Origin of the sequence: Kitasatospora sp. NBC_01302 (genome assembly GCF_035976515.1) — a bacterium.
Lineage (GTDB): Bacteria > Actinomycetota > Actinomycetes > Streptomycetales > Streptomycetaceae > Kitasatospora.
Genome location: NZ_CP108404.1, coordinates 3,527,879 through 3,544,784, shown reverse-complemented (window position 1 = coordinate 3,544,784; position 16,906 = coordinate 3,527,879). Strand labels below are relative to the sequence as shown.

Sequence of the window (16,906 nt, the reverse complement as noted above, 5' to 3'; positions counted from 1 at the left end):
TAGGGTGATCGCCATGCTGGTTGCCGCCGCCGTCTGCCCCTGCCCGCCCCTGCTGGTGCCCGAGGTCGCCGCCGGCGCCGCCGCCGAACTCGACGGCCTGCGCGCGGCCTGCGCCGAGGCCGTCGAGGAGCTGCTGGCCGCCGGGCCCGAGCTGCTGGTGCTGGTCGGCGAGGGGCCGCAGGCCGAGGTGTGGACCGAGGGCGGCGCCGGGAGCTTCCAGCAGTACGGCGTGCCGATCGGTGCGCGGCTGCCCACCGGCGGCGTGAGCGGTCCGGAGCTGAGCCCGGCGCTCACCATCGGCGCCTGGCTGCTGACGCAGGCCGGCGCACAGCTGCCCACGCACGCCTGTGCCGTGCCGGCCGACGCGCCGGTGGAGCGGATGCTCGGGCTGGGCGAGGGGCTGGCCGGCCTCGCCGACCGGGTCGGGCTGCTGGTCCTCGGCGACGGCAGCGCCTGCCGCTCGTTGAAGGCGCCCGGTTACCTGGACGACCGGGCCGAGGCCTACGACGCGCAGGTCGCACGGGCACTGGGCGCGGCGGACACCGCGGCGCTGGCCGGGCTCGATCCGCGGCTGAGCGCCGAGCTGCTCGCGGCCGGCCGGGCGCCGTGGCAGGTGCTGGCCGGCGCCGGCCGGCAGGCCGGACTCGGCGGCCGGCTGCGCTACGACGAGGCGCCGTACGGGGTCGGGTACTTCGTGGCGTCCTGGAGCTGATGCCGGTCGGAGCTGACGGCGGTCGTAGCTGACGGCGGACAACGCGGAGCGGGGTCGGACGGAGGAATCCGTCCGACCCCGCTCCGGTGGCCAGGGCGTGTTCCGCCCGGGGCCGCCCGCTCAGGCCTGCGGGCCGCCGTTGCCCTCGGGGCTGGGGGCCGCGGTGCCGCCGGAGCCGTCGGCGGGGCCGGCGGGGTCGGCCGGCTGCGGGGAGCCCGGCTTCTCGGCGAAGCCGTCCACCGCGCCCTTGGTCTTCTCGGTGCCGGTGGCGATCTTGTCGCTGTACTTGCCCTTGGTGGCCTTGTCGAGCGCGTCGCCCGCCTTGTCGACGAACTCGTCGATCTTCTCGTTGTGCTGGCCCGCCAGGTGGCTCGCCTTCTCCTTGAGCTCCCCCGCCAGCTCCTCGGCCTTGCCCTTGAGGTTGTCCATCAGGCCCATGGCTTCGTCTCCTGTGTCAGGCCGCTCGGGTCGGCTCTGCGGTTGGGCGTCCCCGGCCGGCTCCACGCCCTGCGAGGCCGCCGCGAGCGCTGCCGCGAGCAGCTCGGCCACGTCCGGCGCGAGCACCGGAGGAGCCGGCACCCCCGCCGTCCCGGTCTCGTCGGACTCGGCCGTACCCACCTCGGCCGAGCCTGCGTTGACCACGGCCAGGGCCGAGGCCACCACGGACTCGACCGGGTCGGACTCGGCCTCCGGAGCGGTGCGAGCGGCCGGCACCCCGGGCGGCGACTCCTGCTCCGCACCCTCGGTCGGCTCCGGCGCCGACCGCTGCGGCGCGGTGAGCACCGCGACCGAACCGCCGTCCGCCGCCCCGCTCGGCGGCGCCTCGGCGGCACGACGACGGAACCAGCTGAAAACACCCATATCTTCTCCCAACCTACGCGGTCTGCGGCGGACCCGGGGCCGGTTCTGCGGCGAGCCGGTGCAGGGTGCCGCCCATCCGGGGAACGAGCGGGCCGGTGGCCGGTCACGTCCCCCGTTCGGATGAGGGGTCGCCCCGGGCGGGACTTGACGGTTTGCGAGACTTGACCGTGTGAGCAGCTCTCTTCCCCGCATCCCGGTGGTCTCCGTGGTCGGCGCCACCGCGGCCGGCAAGTCCGATCTGGCCGTCGCGCTGGCCCGCGCGCTGGGCGGCGAGGTGATCAACACCGACTCGATGCAGCTGTACCGGGGCATGGACATCGGCACCGCCAAGCTCACCCACGCCGAGCGCGAGGGGATCCCGCACCACCTGCTGGACATCTGGGAGGTCACCGAGACCGCCAGCGTGGCCGAGTACCAGCGGCTGGCCAGGGCCGAGATCGACCGCCTGCTGGCCGCGGGGCGCCCGGCGGTGCTGGTCGGCGGCTCGGGCCTGTACGTGCGGGCGGCGATCGACGAGATGGAGTTCCCGGGGACCGAGCCGGTGGTGCGGGCCCGGCTGGAGGCCGAGCTGGAGGAGCACGGGCCGGCCGTGCTGCACGCCCGGCTGGCCGTGCTCGACCCGGCCGCCGCAGCCGCGATCCTGGCCAGCAACGGGCGGCGGATCGTGCGGGCGCTGGAGGTCATCGAGCTGACCGGGCGTCCGTTCACCGCGAACCTGCCGAGCAACCGGGCGGTCTACCCGGCGGTCCAGATCGGCGTGGCCGTCCCGCGTCCGGAGCTGGACGAGCGGATCACCCTGCGGGTGGACCGGATGTGGCAGGCCGGTCTGCTGGACGAGGTGCGGACGCTGGAGGAGCGCGGGTTGCGCGAGGGGCTGACGGCGGGTCGGGCCCTCGGTTACCAACAGGTGCTGGCGCACTTCTCCGGTGAGTGCACGGAAGAGGAAGCGCGGGCCGAGACGGTGCGCGCCACCAAGCGGTTCGCACGCCGTCAGGAGTCCTGGTTCCGCCGGGACGAGCGGATCCACTGGCTCTCCAGGCCCGCCGGGGCGGACCCGGCCGACCTGCTGGAACGCTCGCTGAAGCTGGTCGAAGAGTCGTTCTGACGACGGGTTCAGGCCGGGCGGGGCACCGGATTCGGCCATCCGCCGGTGCAGCTGCGCTCGCACGTGCAGGTGCAGGAGGAAGCCGGGATCACGGCCGGATCACGTCATGGCCACGGATCACCCGGTGACCCGCGTTACGCGCTGTGAGCGCGTTGGGACATGCCATTATCGAGACAAGAGGGGCCGGTCGCGCGGGCCGGTCCCATCCGTTCGCGAGTTCCGGCTCGTGTCGAACTGTCAGGGGAGGCCGCGTGTCCACGGGTCCCGGCCCCGAAACCGAACAGTTCCCGCACCATGCCCTGGGCATGCCCGGGGCGGCGCACGGCCTCGACGCACCGGAGGCCGGCCGCGGCACGACCACTGATCTGGCCGAGGAGGCATTCGCCCTGCCGCCCACCGACCTGTTGCCCCCCGCCGAGCTGCTGCCGCCCACCGGTCTGCTGGGCGGCGACGCACTGCTCGGCGACGCGTCGATCGACGCGGACCCGGACGCCCCGCTCGGCCCGCTGGGCGACCCGGTGGTGCTGGAGCGTGAGATCAGACCGCGCCGTCGGCTGCGCTGGTGGCAGCTGCTGCCGATCGTGCTGATCGGTGTCGCCGGCTCGCTGATGTTCGCCTTCCCGCTGGCCTTCGGCTCGGGTGACGGCGGCGCGATGGTCGGCATGCTCGGTCTGCTGCTCACCTCCGCGTCGGTCGGCTGGGGCGGCATGGCGGCCCGCCGGGCGGGCTACGCCTGGCCGGGGCTGCCCCGGCGCGGCTCCGGGCGGCGCGCGGCCTGGCAGGCCATCGCCGTCTACACGCTGATCGCGTGCACCGCCTTCGGGCTCGCCGTCTGGCGGGTCGTCCAGCTGCGGTCCTGAGACCGCCTCCCCCCGGGAGACCGCCTTCCCCGGGAGGCCGCCGCTCTCCGGGACCGGCCGACCGGGCCGACCCGGCAACGCCCCTGGTGAGTACCATCGCGGGGTGAGCGCATCCACCCCGCAGGGCCTGCCCTACCTCAAGGGCCACGGCACCGAGAACGACTTCGTGATCGTCCCCGACCCCGACGGCCGGCTGCGGCTGGGCCCGGCCGAGGTGGCCCGGCTCTGCGACCGCCGCGCGGGCATCGGCGGCGACGGCCTGCTGCGCGTGGTCCGCTCGGCCAGGGACGAGGCCGCGGCGGCGCTGGCCGACCAGGCCGAGTGGTTCATGGACTACCGCAACTCCGACGGCAGCATCGCCGAGATGTGCGGCAACGGCGTGCGGGTCTTCGCCCGGTACCTGGTGCACGCCGGGCTGGCCGCACCCGGACCGCTCGCGGTGGCCACCCGGGCCGGGGTGCGGCAGGTGGTGGTCGCCGAGGACGGCCCGGACGGCACGCCCGGCGAGGTCACCGTGGAGATGGGCCGGGCGCTGCTGCCCGGTCCGCAGGACATCGAGGTGGCGGTGGGGGAGCGGCGCTGGCCGGCCCGCAACGTCAACATGGGCAACCCGCACGCGGTGGCCTTCGTCGCCGACCTCGCCGAGGCCGGCAACCTGTACGACGCGCCGCAGGTCAGCCCCGCGGGGGTCTACCCGCAGGGCGTCAACGTCGAGTTCGTGGCCGACCGGGGCGAGCGCCACGTCGCGATGCGGGTGCACGAGCGCGGCTCGGGCGAGACCCGCTCCTGCGGCACCGGCGCCTGCGCGGTGGCGGTGGCCACGGCCCGCCGGGACGGGCTCGACCCGGCGGTCACCGGGGAGGCGGTCAGCTACACCGTGGACGTCCCCGGTGGTCGGCTGGTGATCACCGAGCGGCCGGACGGACGGGTCGAGATGACCGGGCCCGCCGTGCTGGTGGCCGCCGGTGTGACGGAGCCCGGCTGGCTCTGAGGCCGCCGGGGCGGCCCGCTTTCCCCGTTCCGCGCGGGCGCGAATCCGCCCGTTCGAGTGATCCCGCTAACAGAGCGGAAGCAGGGCCTCGCGGAACGTGTTGTGCTCGGTAGCATGGACCACCGGGGCAGCGAGCGCTCCGGTGCTCGCTGCCGGAGGTTGCCATGACCGTTGAGACCGGCCGGCCCACCAGCCCGGCCCCGTCCGCAGAGTCGCAGTCACCCCAATCCCAGCCCCAATCCCAGCCCCAGTCCCAGCCCCGACCGGAAGCCGGGTCCGAATCCCGGCCCCGGGCGCCCGAGCCCGCGCCCGTCGAGGCGGTGGAGCCGCCGCCGCAGGGCCTTCGGCTGCTCGGCCGGGCCGCCCTCGGCCGTGCCGGCCGGGCCGCGCTGCTGGCCACCGGCCGCCCCCCGGTACCGGACGCCATCGAGCCGATCGTCCAGGCGCACCGCCGCCACCACCCGCAGGCCGACCTCGCGCTGCTCAGCCGCGCCTACCGGACGGCCGAGGCCAGCCACCGCGGTCAGAAGCGCAAGAGCGGCGAGCCGTTCATCACCCACCCGCTGGCCGTGACGATGATCCTGGCCCAACTCGGCGCCGAGACCACCACCCTGGTCGCCTCTCTGCTGCACGACACCGTCGAGGACACCGAGGTGACGCTCGATCAGGTCGCGGAGGCCTTCGGCCCCGAGGTCGCCTACCTGGTGGACGGGGTGACCAAGTTGGAGAAGGTGGACTTCGGTGCGGCGGCAGAGGCGGAAACGTTCCGCAAGATGCTCGTCGCCACCGGGGACGACGTGCGGGTCATGGTGATCAAGCTGGCCGACCGGCTGCACAACATGCGGACGATCCGTCACATGAAGCCCGCCAGCCAGGTGCGGATCGCCAAGGTCACCAGGGACGTGCTGATCCCGCTGGCCGAGCGGCTGGGCATCCAGGTGGTCAAGACGGAGCTCGAGGACATCGTCTTCGCCACCCTGCACCCCGAGGAGTACGCCGGGACCAGGGCCCAGATCGCCGCCCAGGAAACCGCGCAGGACGCGCTGCTCACCCCGTTCGCCGTCGCACTGCGCCGGCAGCTGGCCGAGTCCGGGGTGGTGGCGGAGGTCACCGTGCGGCCCCGGCACTGCGTCTCGGTGCACCGGGCGCTGCTGCGCGGCGGCCGGCCCGAGGCCGACCGCCCCGGGCCGGCTGACCTGGCCCGGCTGCTGGTGGTGGTCGAGGAGCAGGCCGACTGCTACGCCGTCCTCGGTGAACTGCACACCTGCTGGACCCCGCTGCCCGGTGAGTTCAAGGACTTCGTGGCCGCCCCCAAGTTCAACCTCTACCAGTCGCTGCACACCGCGGTCTCGGTGGACGGCGAGGTGGTCGAGGTGCTGGTCCGCACACCCCGGATGCACCAGGTCGCCGAGTTCGGGGTGGTCGCGCTCGGCAGCCCGCACGCGGGCGGGGCGCAGCAGCCGGGCGCCGAGCAGGCGGGCCGGGACGAGCTGGACGGCACCGACCCGGCCCGGCCCGGCTGGCTGCGCCGACTGCTGGAGTGGCAGCAGGAGACCCCGGACCCGGACGCCTTCTGGTCCACGCTGACCGCGGACCTCTCCGACGACCGGGAGATCACCGCCGTCACCGAGGAGGGCGCCACCCTGGTGCTGCCGGCCGGTGCCAGCTGTGTGGACGCGGCCTACCAGCTGGGCGAGGAGACCGGCCACCGCTGCATCGGCGCCCGGGTGAACGGGCGCCTGGTGGCGCTGGCCACCCTGCTGCTGGACGGGGACGTGCTGGGGGTGCTGACCGAGCCGGGTGGTGGGCCCGGGGCGCCGGAGCCCTCCGGGCCCAGCCCGCAGTGGCTGGAGTTCGCGCACACGCCGGTGGCCCGGCTGGCCATCGAGCGTTGGCTGGCCGGCCATCCGGCCGCCGCGGCGCCCGAGGCCCCGGCCGAGGCCGCCCACGGGGCCGGGCCGGGCGGCGCACCCGCGGCGTACGCCGCGGCCGAGCGGCTGCCCTCCGGCCGGCCGCACCTCGGGCACGGCCGGCTGGTGATCGCGCCGGGCCATCCCGGTGCGGCCGTGCGGCTGGCCCGCTGTTGCACGCCGGTGCCGCCGGACCGGGTGACCGGCTTCCAGATCCGTGGCGGTTCGATCGCCGTGCACCGCAGCGACTGCCCCACCGGTGAGCGGATGCGCGGTGCCGGGCGCGGTCCGGTGCAGCTGGACTGGGCGCCCGGAGCCGCGGTCGGGCCGGCCGGCGGCCCGGCGGCGCCGTTCCGGGTCACCCTGCAGGCCGAGGCGCTGAACCGCCCCGGCCTGCTGGCCGACCTCACGGCGGCGATGTCGGCCACCGGCCTGGACATCGTCTCGGCCGTGGTCGAACCGCCCCAGCAGCTGCGGGTCCGCCACACCTACACGGTGGAGTTGCCGGGAGCCGCGACGCTGCCGGTGGTGATGCGGGCGATGCTGCGGGTCTCCGGGGTCTACGATGTCCGCCGGCCCGGTCTGGAGGCCCCGCGCCCGCCCAGGCTGCGTCCGCACGTCCGGTCCGCCGGAAATGCTGGTGACCCGGCCCCCGCGCCCGTGCGACCATCGAAGGGAATTCGGGACCGCTCCGCCGCGTTACGCGCTGTGGAGGGACAGCCCGAATAGTCCCGCCTCCTGTCAGTCCCGCCCTCCTGTGCCTCGTCGAGATATTAAGGACACGATGACCTCCACGTTCGAAGACCGCGACAATTCCAGCGCGACCCCTGGCCGCGGTGCCCGGCGTCCCGCTGACCTCCGGGCCGAAGCCCTGATGGACGAGGACCTCGCGGCCATCGACGAGGACCTCGGCCAGTACAACTACGACGGCGACCAGTACGACCGCAGCGAGCGTGCCGCGCTCCGCCGCGTGGCCGGACTCTCCACCGAACTCGAGGACGTCACCGAGGTCGAGTACCGCCAGCTGCGCCTGGAGCGCGTGGTGCTGGTGGGCGTCTGGACCGACGGCACCGCCGAGGAGGCCGAGAACTCGCTCGCCGAGCTCGCCGCCCTGGCCGAGACCGCCGGCTCCCAGGTGCTCGACGGGGTGATCCAGCGCCGCGACAAGCCCGACGCCGCCACCTACATCGGGTCCGGCAAGGCCAAGGAGCTGCGCGACATCGTCGCCGCCACCGGCGCCGACACCGTGGTCTGCGACGGTGAGCTGACCCCTGGGCAGCTGATCCACCTCGAGGACGTGGTGAAGGTCAAGGTGGTCGACCGGACCGCGCTGATCCTCGACATCTTCGCCCAGCACGCCAAGTCCCGGGAGGGCAAGGCCCAGGTCTCGCTCGCGCAGATGCAGTACATGCTGCCGCGCCTGCGCGGTTGGGGTCAGTCGCTGTCCCGGCAGATGGGTGGTGGCGGCGCCGGCTCGTCCGGCGGCGGCATGGCGACGCGTGGTCCCGGTGAGACCAAGATCGAGACCGACCGGCGCCGGATCCGCGAGAAGATGGCGAAGCTCCGCCGGGAGATCGCCGACATGAAGAAGGGCCGGGACACCAAGCGCCAGGAGCGCAAGCGCCACCAGGTACCGTCGGTGGCCATCGCGGGCTACACCAACGCCGGCAAGTCCTCGCTGCTCAACCGGCTCACCGGCGCCGGTGTCCTGGTGGAGAACGCGCTGTTCGCCACCCTGGACCCGACCGTGCGCCGGGCCCAGACCCCGAGCGGCCGGCTCTACACGCTGGCCGACACCGTCGGATTCGTCCGGCACCTGCCGCACCACCTGGTCGAGGCCTTCCGCTCGACCATGGAGGAGGTCGCCGACGCCGACCTGATCCTGCACGTGGTGGACGGTTCGCACCCCGAGCCGGAGACCCAGCTGGCGGCGGTCCGCGAGGTGATCGTCTCGGTCGACGCGCAGAACGTGCCGGAGCTGGTGGTGATCAACAAGGCCGACGCCGCCGACCCGCACGTGCTGCAGCGCCTGCTGCGCCGCGAGCCGCACGCCATCGTGGTGTCGGCCCGTACCGGCGCGGGGATCGAGGAGCTGCTCGCGCTGATCGACCAGGAGCTGCCGCGCCCGTCGGTCGAGGTCCAGGCGCTGGTCCCGTACACCCGGGGCGACCTGGTCTCGCGGGTGCACGCCGAGGGCGAGCTGCTGGAGACCGAGCACACCGGTGAGGGCACGCTGCTGCGCGCCATGGTGGCGGCCGAGCTGGCCGCCGAGCTGGAGCGCTACGCGGTGGCCGTCCAGCACTGAGCGCACCCGTGACACGCGAAGGGCCCCGGATCTCCGGGGCCCTTCGCGCTGCCGCGACCCGTCTCAGCCGAGCTGGGTCATGGTGGTGAACATCTGCCGCGCCTCGTCGTCCAGCTCCGGACCGGCCACCCAGGCCGCCGGGCTGGGCCCGATCGAGGTGTTGCTCACCAGCGCCGGCCGGCCGTCGGGGCCGGTCGCCAGCCAGCCGCCGCCGCTGGCCCCGCCGGTCATGGTGCAGCCGATGGTCAGCATGGTGGGCCGGGACGGATCGTAGGAGAGCCGGCTCGGGCGGCCACCGGCGCAGGAGTCCAGCTCCTGGCCGTCGAACGGCTTGGTGGCCGGGAACCCGTAGGCGGTCACCGCGGCCAGTTGCGCGCGCGGGGCGTCGAACCAGATCGGCACCGAGCCGCCGACCTCCTCCTCCAGGGACTTCCCGGGCAGGTCCGGGTCGGTCACCCGGATGATCCCCGAGTCGTACTGGTTGACCGAGCCGCCCGAGTCCCCGCCCTCCGCCATCCACTGCGGCGAGACCATGGCGTAGTTCGCCCACCAGCGGCCGTACGGCGCGACCTCGGCCAAGGTGGCCTGCCGGCCGTCGCTGGCCGCGCCCGAGCTGTTGTAGTCCGGGACGAAGGCGATGTTCTTCAGCCAGTCGGCGCCCTTGCCGCCGTGCAGGCAGTGCCCGGCGGTCCACACCAGGTTGCTCTTGCCCGGGTGCTGCGGGTCGCTCACCACCGTGCCGGAGCAGACGTAGGTGCCCTGCGGGCTCTTGGCGAAGAGCTTGCCGAAGACCGCGAGCGGGGCCGGGTAGGGGTGCTGCTCGGCCTGTGCCTGCACGGGCGCGGGCAGCGGGTCGTTCTGGGTGTCCTGGGCGCTCGCCGTGCCGGTGGGGGCCGAGGCCGCAGGCTGCGGGGAGGGGAGCGGCGGCGGGGTCGGGGCGGCCCGGTCGGCCGGGGTGGCCTCCTTCATGGCGGCCGGCGACCAGAGGTCCTTGGCGATCTCGTTCTTCAACAGGTGCTGGTGGGCCCAGCGGGACCAGTCGGCGGCGCTCCAGCTGCGCAGGTTGCGCAGGTCAGCGCGGTGCTCGGGGCCGCTGCCGCAGCCGGCGACCAGGGTCAGGGCGACGGCCAGCGCCGCGCCGAGCGGGGCCCGGGCCATCGGGTGCCCGCCCATCAGTTCTTCTTGCTGATGTAGTCCAGCGCGCTCTTCGCCACGTCGTCCAGGTAGGGACCGGCCAGCCAGCCGCTCTCCTCCGGGCCGATCGAGGTGTTGCTGACCAGCGCGGGCTTGCCGTCCTTGACCGCGAACCAGCCGCCGCCGCTGGAGCCGGCCGTCATGGTGCAGCCGATCACCTCCATCGCCGGGCGGGAGGCGTCGAAGGAGAGCCGGGAGGGCTGGCCGCCGTTGCAGCGCTCCATCTCCATGCCGTCGAAGGGCGCGGCCGAGGGGTAGCCGACCGCGGTGATCTTCAGCTGGTCGCGCGGGGCGTTGAACCAGACCGGCACCGAGCCGCCGACCGTCTCCTCCAGCGACTTGCCGTTGCCGTCCGGGTTGGCCACCTTCATGACGGCGAAGTCGTACTGGCTGGCCGCGCTGCCGGTCTCGCCGCCCTCGGCCGTCCACTGCGGCGAGGTGATCGCGGCGCTGACGTCCCAGACGCCGAACGGCGCGAACTGGCTCTTGTCGGTGGGCTGTCGGCCGTGGCTGACCTCGCCGGAGCTGTTGAAGGCCGGTACGAAGGCGATGTTGCTGTACTGCTGGCCGGTCTTGCCGCTGGTCAGGCAGTGCCCGGCGGTCCAGATCAGGTTGCTCTTGCCCGGGTGCTGCGGGTCGGAGATGACGGTGGCCGAGCAGACGGCGTGCTTGTCGGGGCCGATGTCGAAGAAGACCTTGCCGTCCACCGGGTTCTGGCTGTACGGGTGGGCTATCGCCTGGGCCTGGATCGCGCTGGGCAGCGGGTCGTTGCCGCCGTCGGTGGGCTGCTGCGGCGGGGCGACGGGGTCGGCGGGCTTGGCCTGGAGCATCTTCTGCAGGTCCCAGAAGCCCTTGACCGCCTGGGTGAGCACATGCTGCTGCTTGGCCCAGGTGTCCCAGTCGTGGGCGTTCCACTTCTTCAGGTCGGACAGGCTGGGCAGGCTGCCCAGCAGGCCGCTCGGGCTCGCGCTCGCGGCGCTGGCCGTGGCCGGGGCCGGGGCGGGCGCGCTCGGGGCCGCCTTCGGTGAACTGCCGCTCGATCCGCAGGCGGTGGCGGCGAAGAGGGTCAGCGCGGCGGCTGCCGCGGTGGTCGTGGCGCGCCGGAGCCGCGGTCCGGTGCCGGGACGGTGGCGCTCTGTCAGTGACATCTGTTCGGTTCCCCCATGCGGAATGTCTCGCGACGGCGTTCAGCAGGCCGCCATCGGGCATCAGAGGAGTCTGCCATGCGGCGCGGACGGCGGTGGCGCGGCCCTTGGCACCCGGGGTTGACGGCCGGTCACCGGATCGCGGACCCAGGACCGGCGACCCGGTGTCCCCGACTCGTGGCGGCCAGGCCGTGATTGGCGGGCGACCCGCTCGTTGGACCGATCGGATGCCCCCCGCCGGGGTGGCCACACGCCGGCGGTGCCCTCCCCATGCGCACCGAGGAGCTGCCTTGAGCACCGCCCTGACCGGAGCCCCGGCCACCGTCCCCCGCCAGCTGGACCAGTCCGCCGAGTCCGATCCGCTGCTGCACCAGGATCCCGCGGTCGCGGCCGAGCAGGCGGGCGTGGAGGCGTTGCTGCGCTGCTGGTGCCGGGAGACCGGAGCCGGCCCCGGCCAGGACGGCCTGCTGCGGATCCCGGTGCTGGACGGAGCGGCCCACCTGCTGGCGCCGGTGCGCCACTGGTCGCCGTGCGGCTGGCACCGGTTCGGCCCGGCGGTGCTGGCACCGGGGGCAGGCGACAGCTGCGAGCCGGTGGGCGGCACCCCGCTGGACGCGGTCACCGCCGCGGCGCTGCTGGCCCGTTCGGCCACCGGCCACCCCGACCCCGAGCAGATCGCCGACCTGGCGGGCCGGGTCGCCGACTCGGTGCGGCGCACCGCCGACCTGCTGCTGCACCGTCGCAGCCACCCCGATGCGGGACCGGAGAGCGTCTTCCTGCGCGGCGAGCAGGCCCTGCTGCTCGGCCACCCGCTGCACCCCACGCCCAAGAGCCGCGACGGGCTCGGGCCGGCCCAGAGCGCCGCCTACTCGCCCGAGCTGCGCGGCTCGTTCGCGTTGCACTGGTACGCGGTGGACCGCGAGCTGCTGGCCGCCGACTCGGCGCTGCCGGTCAGCGCCGAGCAGCTGACGGCCGGACTGCTCGACGCCCCGCGGCTGCTGCCGCCCGGCACCGCCGCACTGCCGCTGCACCCCTGGCAGGCGCAGGAGTTGGAGCGCCGGCCGGGGATCGCCCGGCTGCTGGCCGAGGGCGCGCTGCACGACCTCGGCCGGCACGGCGACCCCTGGTACCCGACCTCCTCGGTGCGCACCGTCTGCCGGCCCGGCGCGCCGTGGATGCTGAAGCTCTCGCTCGGCCTGCGGATCACCAACTCGCGGCGGGAGAACCTGCGCAAGGAGCTGCGCCGGGGCCTGGAGGCGCACCGGCTGCTGGAGGCCGGCCTGGGCGCCGAGTGGCGGGCGGCGCACCCGGGCTTCGACATCGTGCGCGATCCGGCCTGGATCGGCGTGGACCTGCCCGGCGCCGACTCCGGCGAGCCCAGCGGGCTGGACACGGTGCTGCGCTGCCAGCCGTTCGCCACCGGGGACCGGGCGCTCTGCGTGGCCGGCCTGGTCGCCGAGCGGCCACTGGGTGAACCCGCCCGCGGTGTGCCCTCCGAACTGGGCGACCTGCTGCGCGCGCTGGCCCGCCGGTGCGGGCGGCCGTTGCCGACGGTGGCCGCCGAATGGTTCCTGCGCTACCTGGACGCGGTGGTGCTGCCGGTGCTCTGGCTGGACGGGCAGGCCGGGATCGCGCTGGAGGCCCACCAGCAGAACAGCCTGGTTCTGCTGGACGCCGACGGCTGGCCCACCGGCGGCCGGTACCGCGACAACCAGGGCTACTACTTCCGGGTCTCGCATGCCGCCCGGCTGGAGCGCCGGCTGCCGGGCCTCGGGAAGGAGAGCGACACCTTCGTCGAGGACGCGGTCGCCGACGAGCGGTTCGCCTACTACCTGGGGATCAATCACATCCTGGGCCTGATCGGCGCGTTCGGTTCGCAGCGGCTGGCGGACGAGCGGGTGCTGATCGCGGCGCTGCGCCGGTTCCTGGCCGGCCCCGCCGCCCGGGCCACCGGCTCCACCCTGCCGGCCCATCTGCTGCACGCGCCGAGCCTGCGCTGCAAGGCCAACCTGCTGACCCGGCTGCACGGCCTGGACGAGCTGGTCGGACCGGTGGAGACGCAGTCCGTGTACGTCACCGTCCCCAATCCGGTGGTGGCGGGATGACCGCGCTGACCACCCGGGCCGGGGAGTTGCGGCTGCGCATCGTGCGGCCCGGGGACCTGCCGCTGATCACCGCCTGGATGAACGACCCGGTGGTGGACGCCTTCTGGGAGCTGGCCGGACCGCCGGAGGTCACCGAGCGGCACGTGAGCGCCCAACTGGTCGCGGACAGCCACAGCGTGCCGCAGCTCGGCCTGCTGAACGGCGTGCCGGTGAGCTACTGGGAGGTCTACCGGGTCGAACAGGACCGGCTGGCCGGCTACTACCCGGCGGACCCCGGCGACATCGGCCTGCACCTGCTGCTGGGACCGCGCGAGAGCCGCGGCCGGGGCCTGGGGACCGTCCTGCTCAGCGCGATGGCCGAGCACCTGCTGCGCACCAGCCCGCGGGTGGTGGCCGAACCGGACGTGCGCAACACGCCGTCGGTGCGGGCCTTCGCCCGGGCCGGCTTCCAGCACGCCGGCGAGATCGACCTGCCCGACAAGCGCGCGGCGCTGATGATGCGTGAGCGCCCGAGCGCCCCGAGTACGAGGGACACCTGATGGACCGCCAGGACAGCGGATACGACCTGCTCGGCGTCGGCATCGGTCCGTTCAACCTGGCGCTGGCCGCGTTGGCCGACCAGGTGCCGGGGCTGCGCGCGCTCTTCTGCGACCGGAAGCCGGAGTTCCGCTGGCACCCGGGCATGCTGGTGGCGGGGGCCAGGATGCAGGTGCCGTTCCTGGCCGACCTGGTCTCGCTGGTGGACCCGACCAACCCGTGGTCCTTCCTGAACTACCTGCGGGTGCACGAGCGGCTCTTCCCGTTCTACTTCGCCGAGCGCTTCCAGCTGCCGCGGCGCGAGTACGACCACTACTGCCGCTGGGCCGCCGAGCACCTGGCCGCCTGCCAGTTCGGCACCGAGGTCACCCAGGTGCACTGGACCGGGCAGGCGTTCCGCGCCACGCTGCGCTCGCCCGCGGGCGACTGGAGCGTGCAGGCCCGCAACCTGGTGCTCGGGGTGGGGACCGAGCCGGTGCGTCCGGCCGCCTTCGACGCGCTGGCGGGGCGGCCGACGGTCTTCCACTCCGGCGAGTACCTGGAGCGCCGCGGCGCGCTGGCCGGCGCCCGGGACATCACCGTGGTGGGCTCGGGGCAGTCCGGCGCCGAGGTCTTCCTGGACCTGCTGCGCGCCAGGGAGGGCGACGGCACCCGGCTGCGCTGGCTGACCCGGAGCCGGGCGCTGGCGCCGATGGAGTACTCCAAGCTCGGCCTGGAGCACTTCACCCCCGACTACACCCGCTACTTCCACGCGCTGCCCGAGCCGGTCCGCGACCGCCTGGTGGCCGAGCAGTGGCAGCTGCACAAGGCGGCCAGCGCCGAGACCCTGGCCGAGATCCACGACCTGCTCTACGAGCGGACCATCGGCCTGCCGCTCGGGGCGGCGGCGGCCGAGATCATCCCCGGCACCGCGGTGACCGAGGCGCTGCCGGGGCCGTGCGGCGGCCTGGAACTGCGCTGCCTGCACCGTGACTCCGGGGCCGCCCGGGTGGTGCGCACCGATGCGGTGGTGCTGGCCACCGGCTACCGGGCGGCTCCTCCGGCCGCCCTCACGCCGTTGGCCGAGCTGATCGACTGGGACGAGCAGGGCCGGTTCCGGGTCGACCTGGACCACCGGGTGGCCACCGTGCCCGAGTTGACCGGCGGTCTGTATGTGCAGAACGCCGAGCTGCACACCCACGGCGTCGGCACCCCCGACCTCGGCCTCGGCGCCCACCGCGCGGCCGTGATCCTCAACGCGCTCACCGGGCGCCGGGTGCACCGGCTGCCCGCCCGGACCGCTTGGACCAGCTTCGCCCCGGCCACCCTGCCCGCCCAGGGGGTCGCCTTCCCCGAGGAGTGGAACCGTGCCCCGTCCGCCCGTCGTTGACCCGTCCGCCGTCGGTCCGCTGACCCGGCCGCGCTGGCGGCAGGCCTGCCGCGCCCTGCTGGCCAAGCTGCTCGGGGAGTTCGCGTACGAGGAGCTGCTGCACCCCGAGCCGGTCCCCGGTGGCTACCGGCTCCCGCTGCCCGAGGGCCCCGAGTACCGCTTCACCGCGCGGCGCGGGGCGTACGGCAGCTGGCGGGTCGACCCGGACTCGGTCAGCGCCGACGGAGCGCCCGCCGACGACCCGTTCGAGTTCCTGCTCGCGGCCCGCCGCTTACTCGGCCTCTCCGGGGACACCGTCGGCCACCTGGTCCGGGAGCTGACCGCCACGCTGCTGGCGGACGTCCGGCTGGCCGCCGGCGCGCTGAGCGCGGCCGAGCTGGCCGAGCTGGACCACACCACGCTGGAGGGCTACCAGAGCGGGCACCCGTGGCTGGTGCTGAACAAGGGCCGGCTCGGCTTCGCCGCCTCCGACAGCGTGGCCTGGACGCCCGAGGCCCGGATGCTCCAGCCGCTGGGCTGGCTGGCCGTCCACCGCGACCTGGCCGAGTACCGGGGCACCGGAGCGCTGGCCGAGGCCGAGGCGCTCTACCGCACCGAGCTGGACCCCGAGGTGCTGGCCGGCTACCGGCTGCTGCTGGCCGGGCGCGGCCTGGACCCCGCGGCCTACCTGCTGCTGCCGGTGCACCCCTGGCAGTGGGACGAGACGGTGCTGCCGCTCTTCGCGCCCTGGGTGGCCGAGGGGCGGATCGTGCCGCTGCCCGCCGACCGGGACCTGCGGCTGCCCCAGCAGTCCATCCGCTCGTTCTTCAACGTCACCAGCCCGCACCGGCACACCGTGAAGCTGCCGCTCTCGGTGCTCAACACGCTGGTCTGGCGCGGGCTGCCGACCGAGCGGACGCTGGCCGCGCCCGCCGTCACCGCCTGGATCCACGCGGTCCGCGACCAGGACGCCTTCCTGCGCGAGGAGTGCGCGGTGGTGCTGCTCGGCGAGGTCGCCTCGGTCACTGTCGAGCACCCCTACTACGCGCGGCTGCCCGAGGCGCCCTATCAGTACAAGGAGCTGCTGGGCGCGATCTGGCGCGAGCCGCTCGGCAGCCGGCTGCGGGCCGGGGAGCGCGGGCGCACCCTGGCCGCCCTGCTGCAGACCGGGGCGGACGGGCGGGCGCTGGCGACCGAGCTGATCACCCGCTCGGGGCTGTCGGCGCGGGACTGGACGGCCCGGCTGTTCGGCGTGATGCTGCCGCCGCTGCTGCACTTCCTGTACCGCTACGGCACCGTCTTCTCGCCGCACGGCGAGAACGCGATCCTGATCTTCGACGCCCGGGACGTGCCGGTCCGGCTGGCGATCAAGGACTTCGTGGACGACGTCAACCTCAGCGACCAGGACCTGCCCGAGCTGCGCGGGCTGCCGCCCGAGGTCGCCGGGGTGCTGCTGCGCGAGCCGCCGGCGAAGCTGTGCCAGTTCCTGCACGCGGGCCTGTTCATCGGCGTCTACCGCTACCTCGCCCCGCTGCTGGAGGAGGGGCTCCAGCTGCCCGAGCCGGAGTTCTGGGGGCTGCTGCAGGCCGAGATCCTCGCCTACCAGGCACGGTTCCCCGAGCTGGCCGAGCGGTTCGCACTCTTCGACCTGCTCACCCCGGCCATCGACCGGCTCTGCCTGAACCGCAACCGGCTGCTGCTGGACGGCTACCGGGACCGGCCCGAGCGCCCGCACGCGGCGGTCCACGGACAGGTGGCGAACCCGCTGGCGGTCAGGCCGGCCGGTCTGCCCGCTCCACGGGACCGCGTTGTCAGTCCGGCCCCGTAGGCTGG

Annotated in this window: 13 protein-coding genes; 10 read left to right on the top strand and 3 right to left on the bottom strand. The window is 74.5% G+C overall.

Going from position 1 to position 16,906, the window contains the following annotated elements:
- The first annotated feature begins 13 nt into the window (after positions 1-13).
- Positions 14-712 carry a class III extradiol dioxygenase subunit B-like domain-containing protein gene (locus tag OG294_RS15035; protein ID WP_327067016.1) on the top strand — a complete coding sequence of 233 codons (699 nt, stop codon included), beginning with the start codon at positions 14-16 and terminating at the stop codon, positions 710-712.
- A 120-nt stretch (positions 713-832) separates the two neighbouring features.
- On the opposite strand, the gene OG294_RS15030 is transcribed toward OG294_RS15035, so the two are convergent.
- Complete coding sequence (locus OG294_RS15030) at positions 833-1,573, bottom strand: antitoxin (RefSeq protein ID WP_327067015.1); 741 nt, start codon at positions 1,571-1,573, stop codon at positions 833-835.
- Between the two features lie 169 nt (positions 1,574-1,742).
- Between OG294_RS15030 and miaA the strand changes: the two genes are divergently transcribed.
- From miaA to hflX, 5 genes are all read left to right on the top strand, one after another.
- On the top strand, positions 1,743-2,678 hold the full coding sequence (miaA, locus tag OG294_RS15025) for a tRNA (adenosine(37)-N6)-dimethylallyltransferase MiaA (protein WP_327067014.1): 936 nt from the start codon (positions 1,743-1,745) through the stop codon (positions 2,676-2,678).
- Between the two features lie 251 nt (positions 2,679-2,929).
- On the top strand, positions 2,930-3,538 hold the full coding sequence (locus OG294_RS15020) for a hypothetical protein (protein ID WP_327067013.1): 609 nt from the start codon (positions 2,930-2,932) through the stop codon (positions 3,536-3,538).
- A gap of 103 nt (positions 3,539-3,641) precedes the next feature.
- Positions 3,642-4,529, top strand: coding sequence for a diaminopimelate epimerase (gene dapF / locus OG294_RS15015; protein WP_327067012.1), 888 nt, complete (start codon positions 3,642-3,644; stop codon positions 4,527-4,529).
- 164 nt (positions 4,530-4,693) lie between these two features.
- Positions 4,694-7,168 carry a RelA/SpoT family protein gene (locus OG294_RS15010; protein WP_442789165.1) on the top strand — a complete coding sequence of 825 codons (2,475 nt, stop codon included), beginning with the start codon at positions 4,694-4,696 and terminating at the stop codon, positions 7,166-7,168.
- A 55-nt stretch (positions 7,169-7,223) separates the two neighbouring features.
- Positions 7,224-8,744 (top strand): GTPase HflX, encoded by a 1,521-nt coding sequence (gene hflX, locus OG294_RS15005; protein ID WP_327067010.1) that lies wholly within the window; start codon positions 7,224-7,226, stop codon positions 8,742-8,744.
- 63 nt (positions 8,745-8,807) lie between these two features.
- Here the strand turns inward: hflX and OG294_RS15000 are convergent, their stop codons facing one another.
- Positions 8,808-9,917 carry a trypsin-like serine peptidase gene (locus tag OG294_RS15000; protein ID WP_327067009.1) on the bottom strand — a complete coding sequence of 370 codons (1,110 nt, stop codon included), beginning with the start codon at positions 9,915-9,917 and terminating at the stop codon, positions 8,808-8,810.
- Positions 9,917-11,086: a trypsin-like serine peptidase gene (locus OG294_RS14995; RefSeq protein WP_327067008.1), complete on the bottom strand. Its 1,170-nt coding sequence runs from the start codon at positions 11,084-11,086 to the stop codon at positions 9,917-9,919. The genes OG294_RS15000 and OG294_RS14995 overlap by 1 nt, the downstream gene beginning before the upstream one ends.
- Before the next feature lie 224 nt (positions 11,087-11,310).
- On the opposite strand from OG294_RS14995, the gene OG294_RS14990 reads away from it, so the two are divergent.
- The 4 genes from OG294_RS14990 to OG294_RS14975 are packed head-to-tail and all read left to right on the top strand — an operon-like array spanning position 11,311 to position 16,901.
- Positions 11,311-13,188 carry an IucA/IucC family protein gene (locus OG294_RS14990; protein WP_442789164.1) on the top strand — a complete coding sequence of 626 codons (1,878 nt, stop codon included), beginning with the start codon at positions 11,311-11,313 and terminating at the stop codon, positions 13,186-13,188.
- On the top strand, positions 13,185-13,727 hold the full coding sequence (locus OG294_RS14985; protein WP_442789163.1) for a GNAT family N-acetyltransferase: 543 nt from the start codon (positions 13,185-13,187) through the stop codon (positions 13,725-13,727). Before OG294_RS14990 ends, OG294_RS14985 begins: the two co-directional genes overlap by 4 nt.
- Positions 13,727-15,094, top strand: coding sequence for a lysine N(6)-hydroxylase/L-ornithine N(5)-oxygenase family protein (locus tag OG294_RS14980; RefSeq protein WP_327067006.1), 1,368 nt, complete (start codon positions 13,727-13,729; stop codon positions 15,092-15,094). The genes OG294_RS14985 and OG294_RS14980 overlap by 1 nt, the downstream gene beginning before the upstream one ends.
- Positions 15,072-16,901 carry an IucA/IucC family protein gene (locus OG294_RS14975; protein ID WP_327067005.1) on the top strand — a complete coding sequence of 610 codons (1,830 nt, stop codon included), beginning with the start codon at positions 15,072-15,074 and terminating at the stop codon, positions 16,899-16,901. The genes OG294_RS14980 and OG294_RS14975 overlap by 23 nt, the downstream gene beginning before the upstream one ends.
- Positions 16,902-16,906 lie beyond the last annotated feature (5 nt).

Coding starts and splice junctions, on each gene's coding strand:
- OG294_RS15035 (WP_327067016.1), top strand. CDS start 14: ATGCTGGTTGCCGCCGCCGTCTGCCCCTGCCCGCCCCTGCTGGTGCCC.
- OG294_RS15030 (WP_327067015.1), bottom strand. CDS start 1,573: ATGGGTGTTTTCAGCTGGTTCCGTCGTCGTGCCGCCGAGGCGCCGCCG.
- OG294_RS15010 (WP_442789165.1), top strand. CDS start 4,694: ATGACCGTTGAGACCGGCCGGCCCACCAGCCCGGCCCCGTCCGCAGAG.
- hflX (WP_327067010.1), top strand. CDS start 7,224: ATGACCTCCACGTTCGAAGACCGCGACAATTCCAGCGCGACCCCTGGC.
- OG294_RS15000 (WP_327067009.1), bottom strand. CDS start 9,917: ATGGGCGGGCACCCGATGGCCCGGGCCCCGCTCGGCGCGGCGCTGGCC.
- OG294_RS14995 (WP_327067008.1), bottom strand. CDS start 11,086: ATGTCACTGACAGAGCGCCACCGTCCCGGCACCGGACCGCGGCTCCGG.
- OG294_RS14990 (WP_442789164.1), top strand. CDS start 11,311: ATGCCCCCCGCCGGGGTGGCCACACGCCGGCGGTGCCCTCCCCATGCG.
- OG294_RS14985 (WP_442789163.1), top strand. CDS start 13,185: ATGACCGCGCTGACCACCCGGGCCGGGGAGTTGCGGCTGCGCATCGTG.
- OG294_RS14980 (WP_327067006.1), top strand. CDS start 13,727: ATGGACCGCCAGGACAGCGGATACGACCTGCTCGGCGTCGGCATCGGT.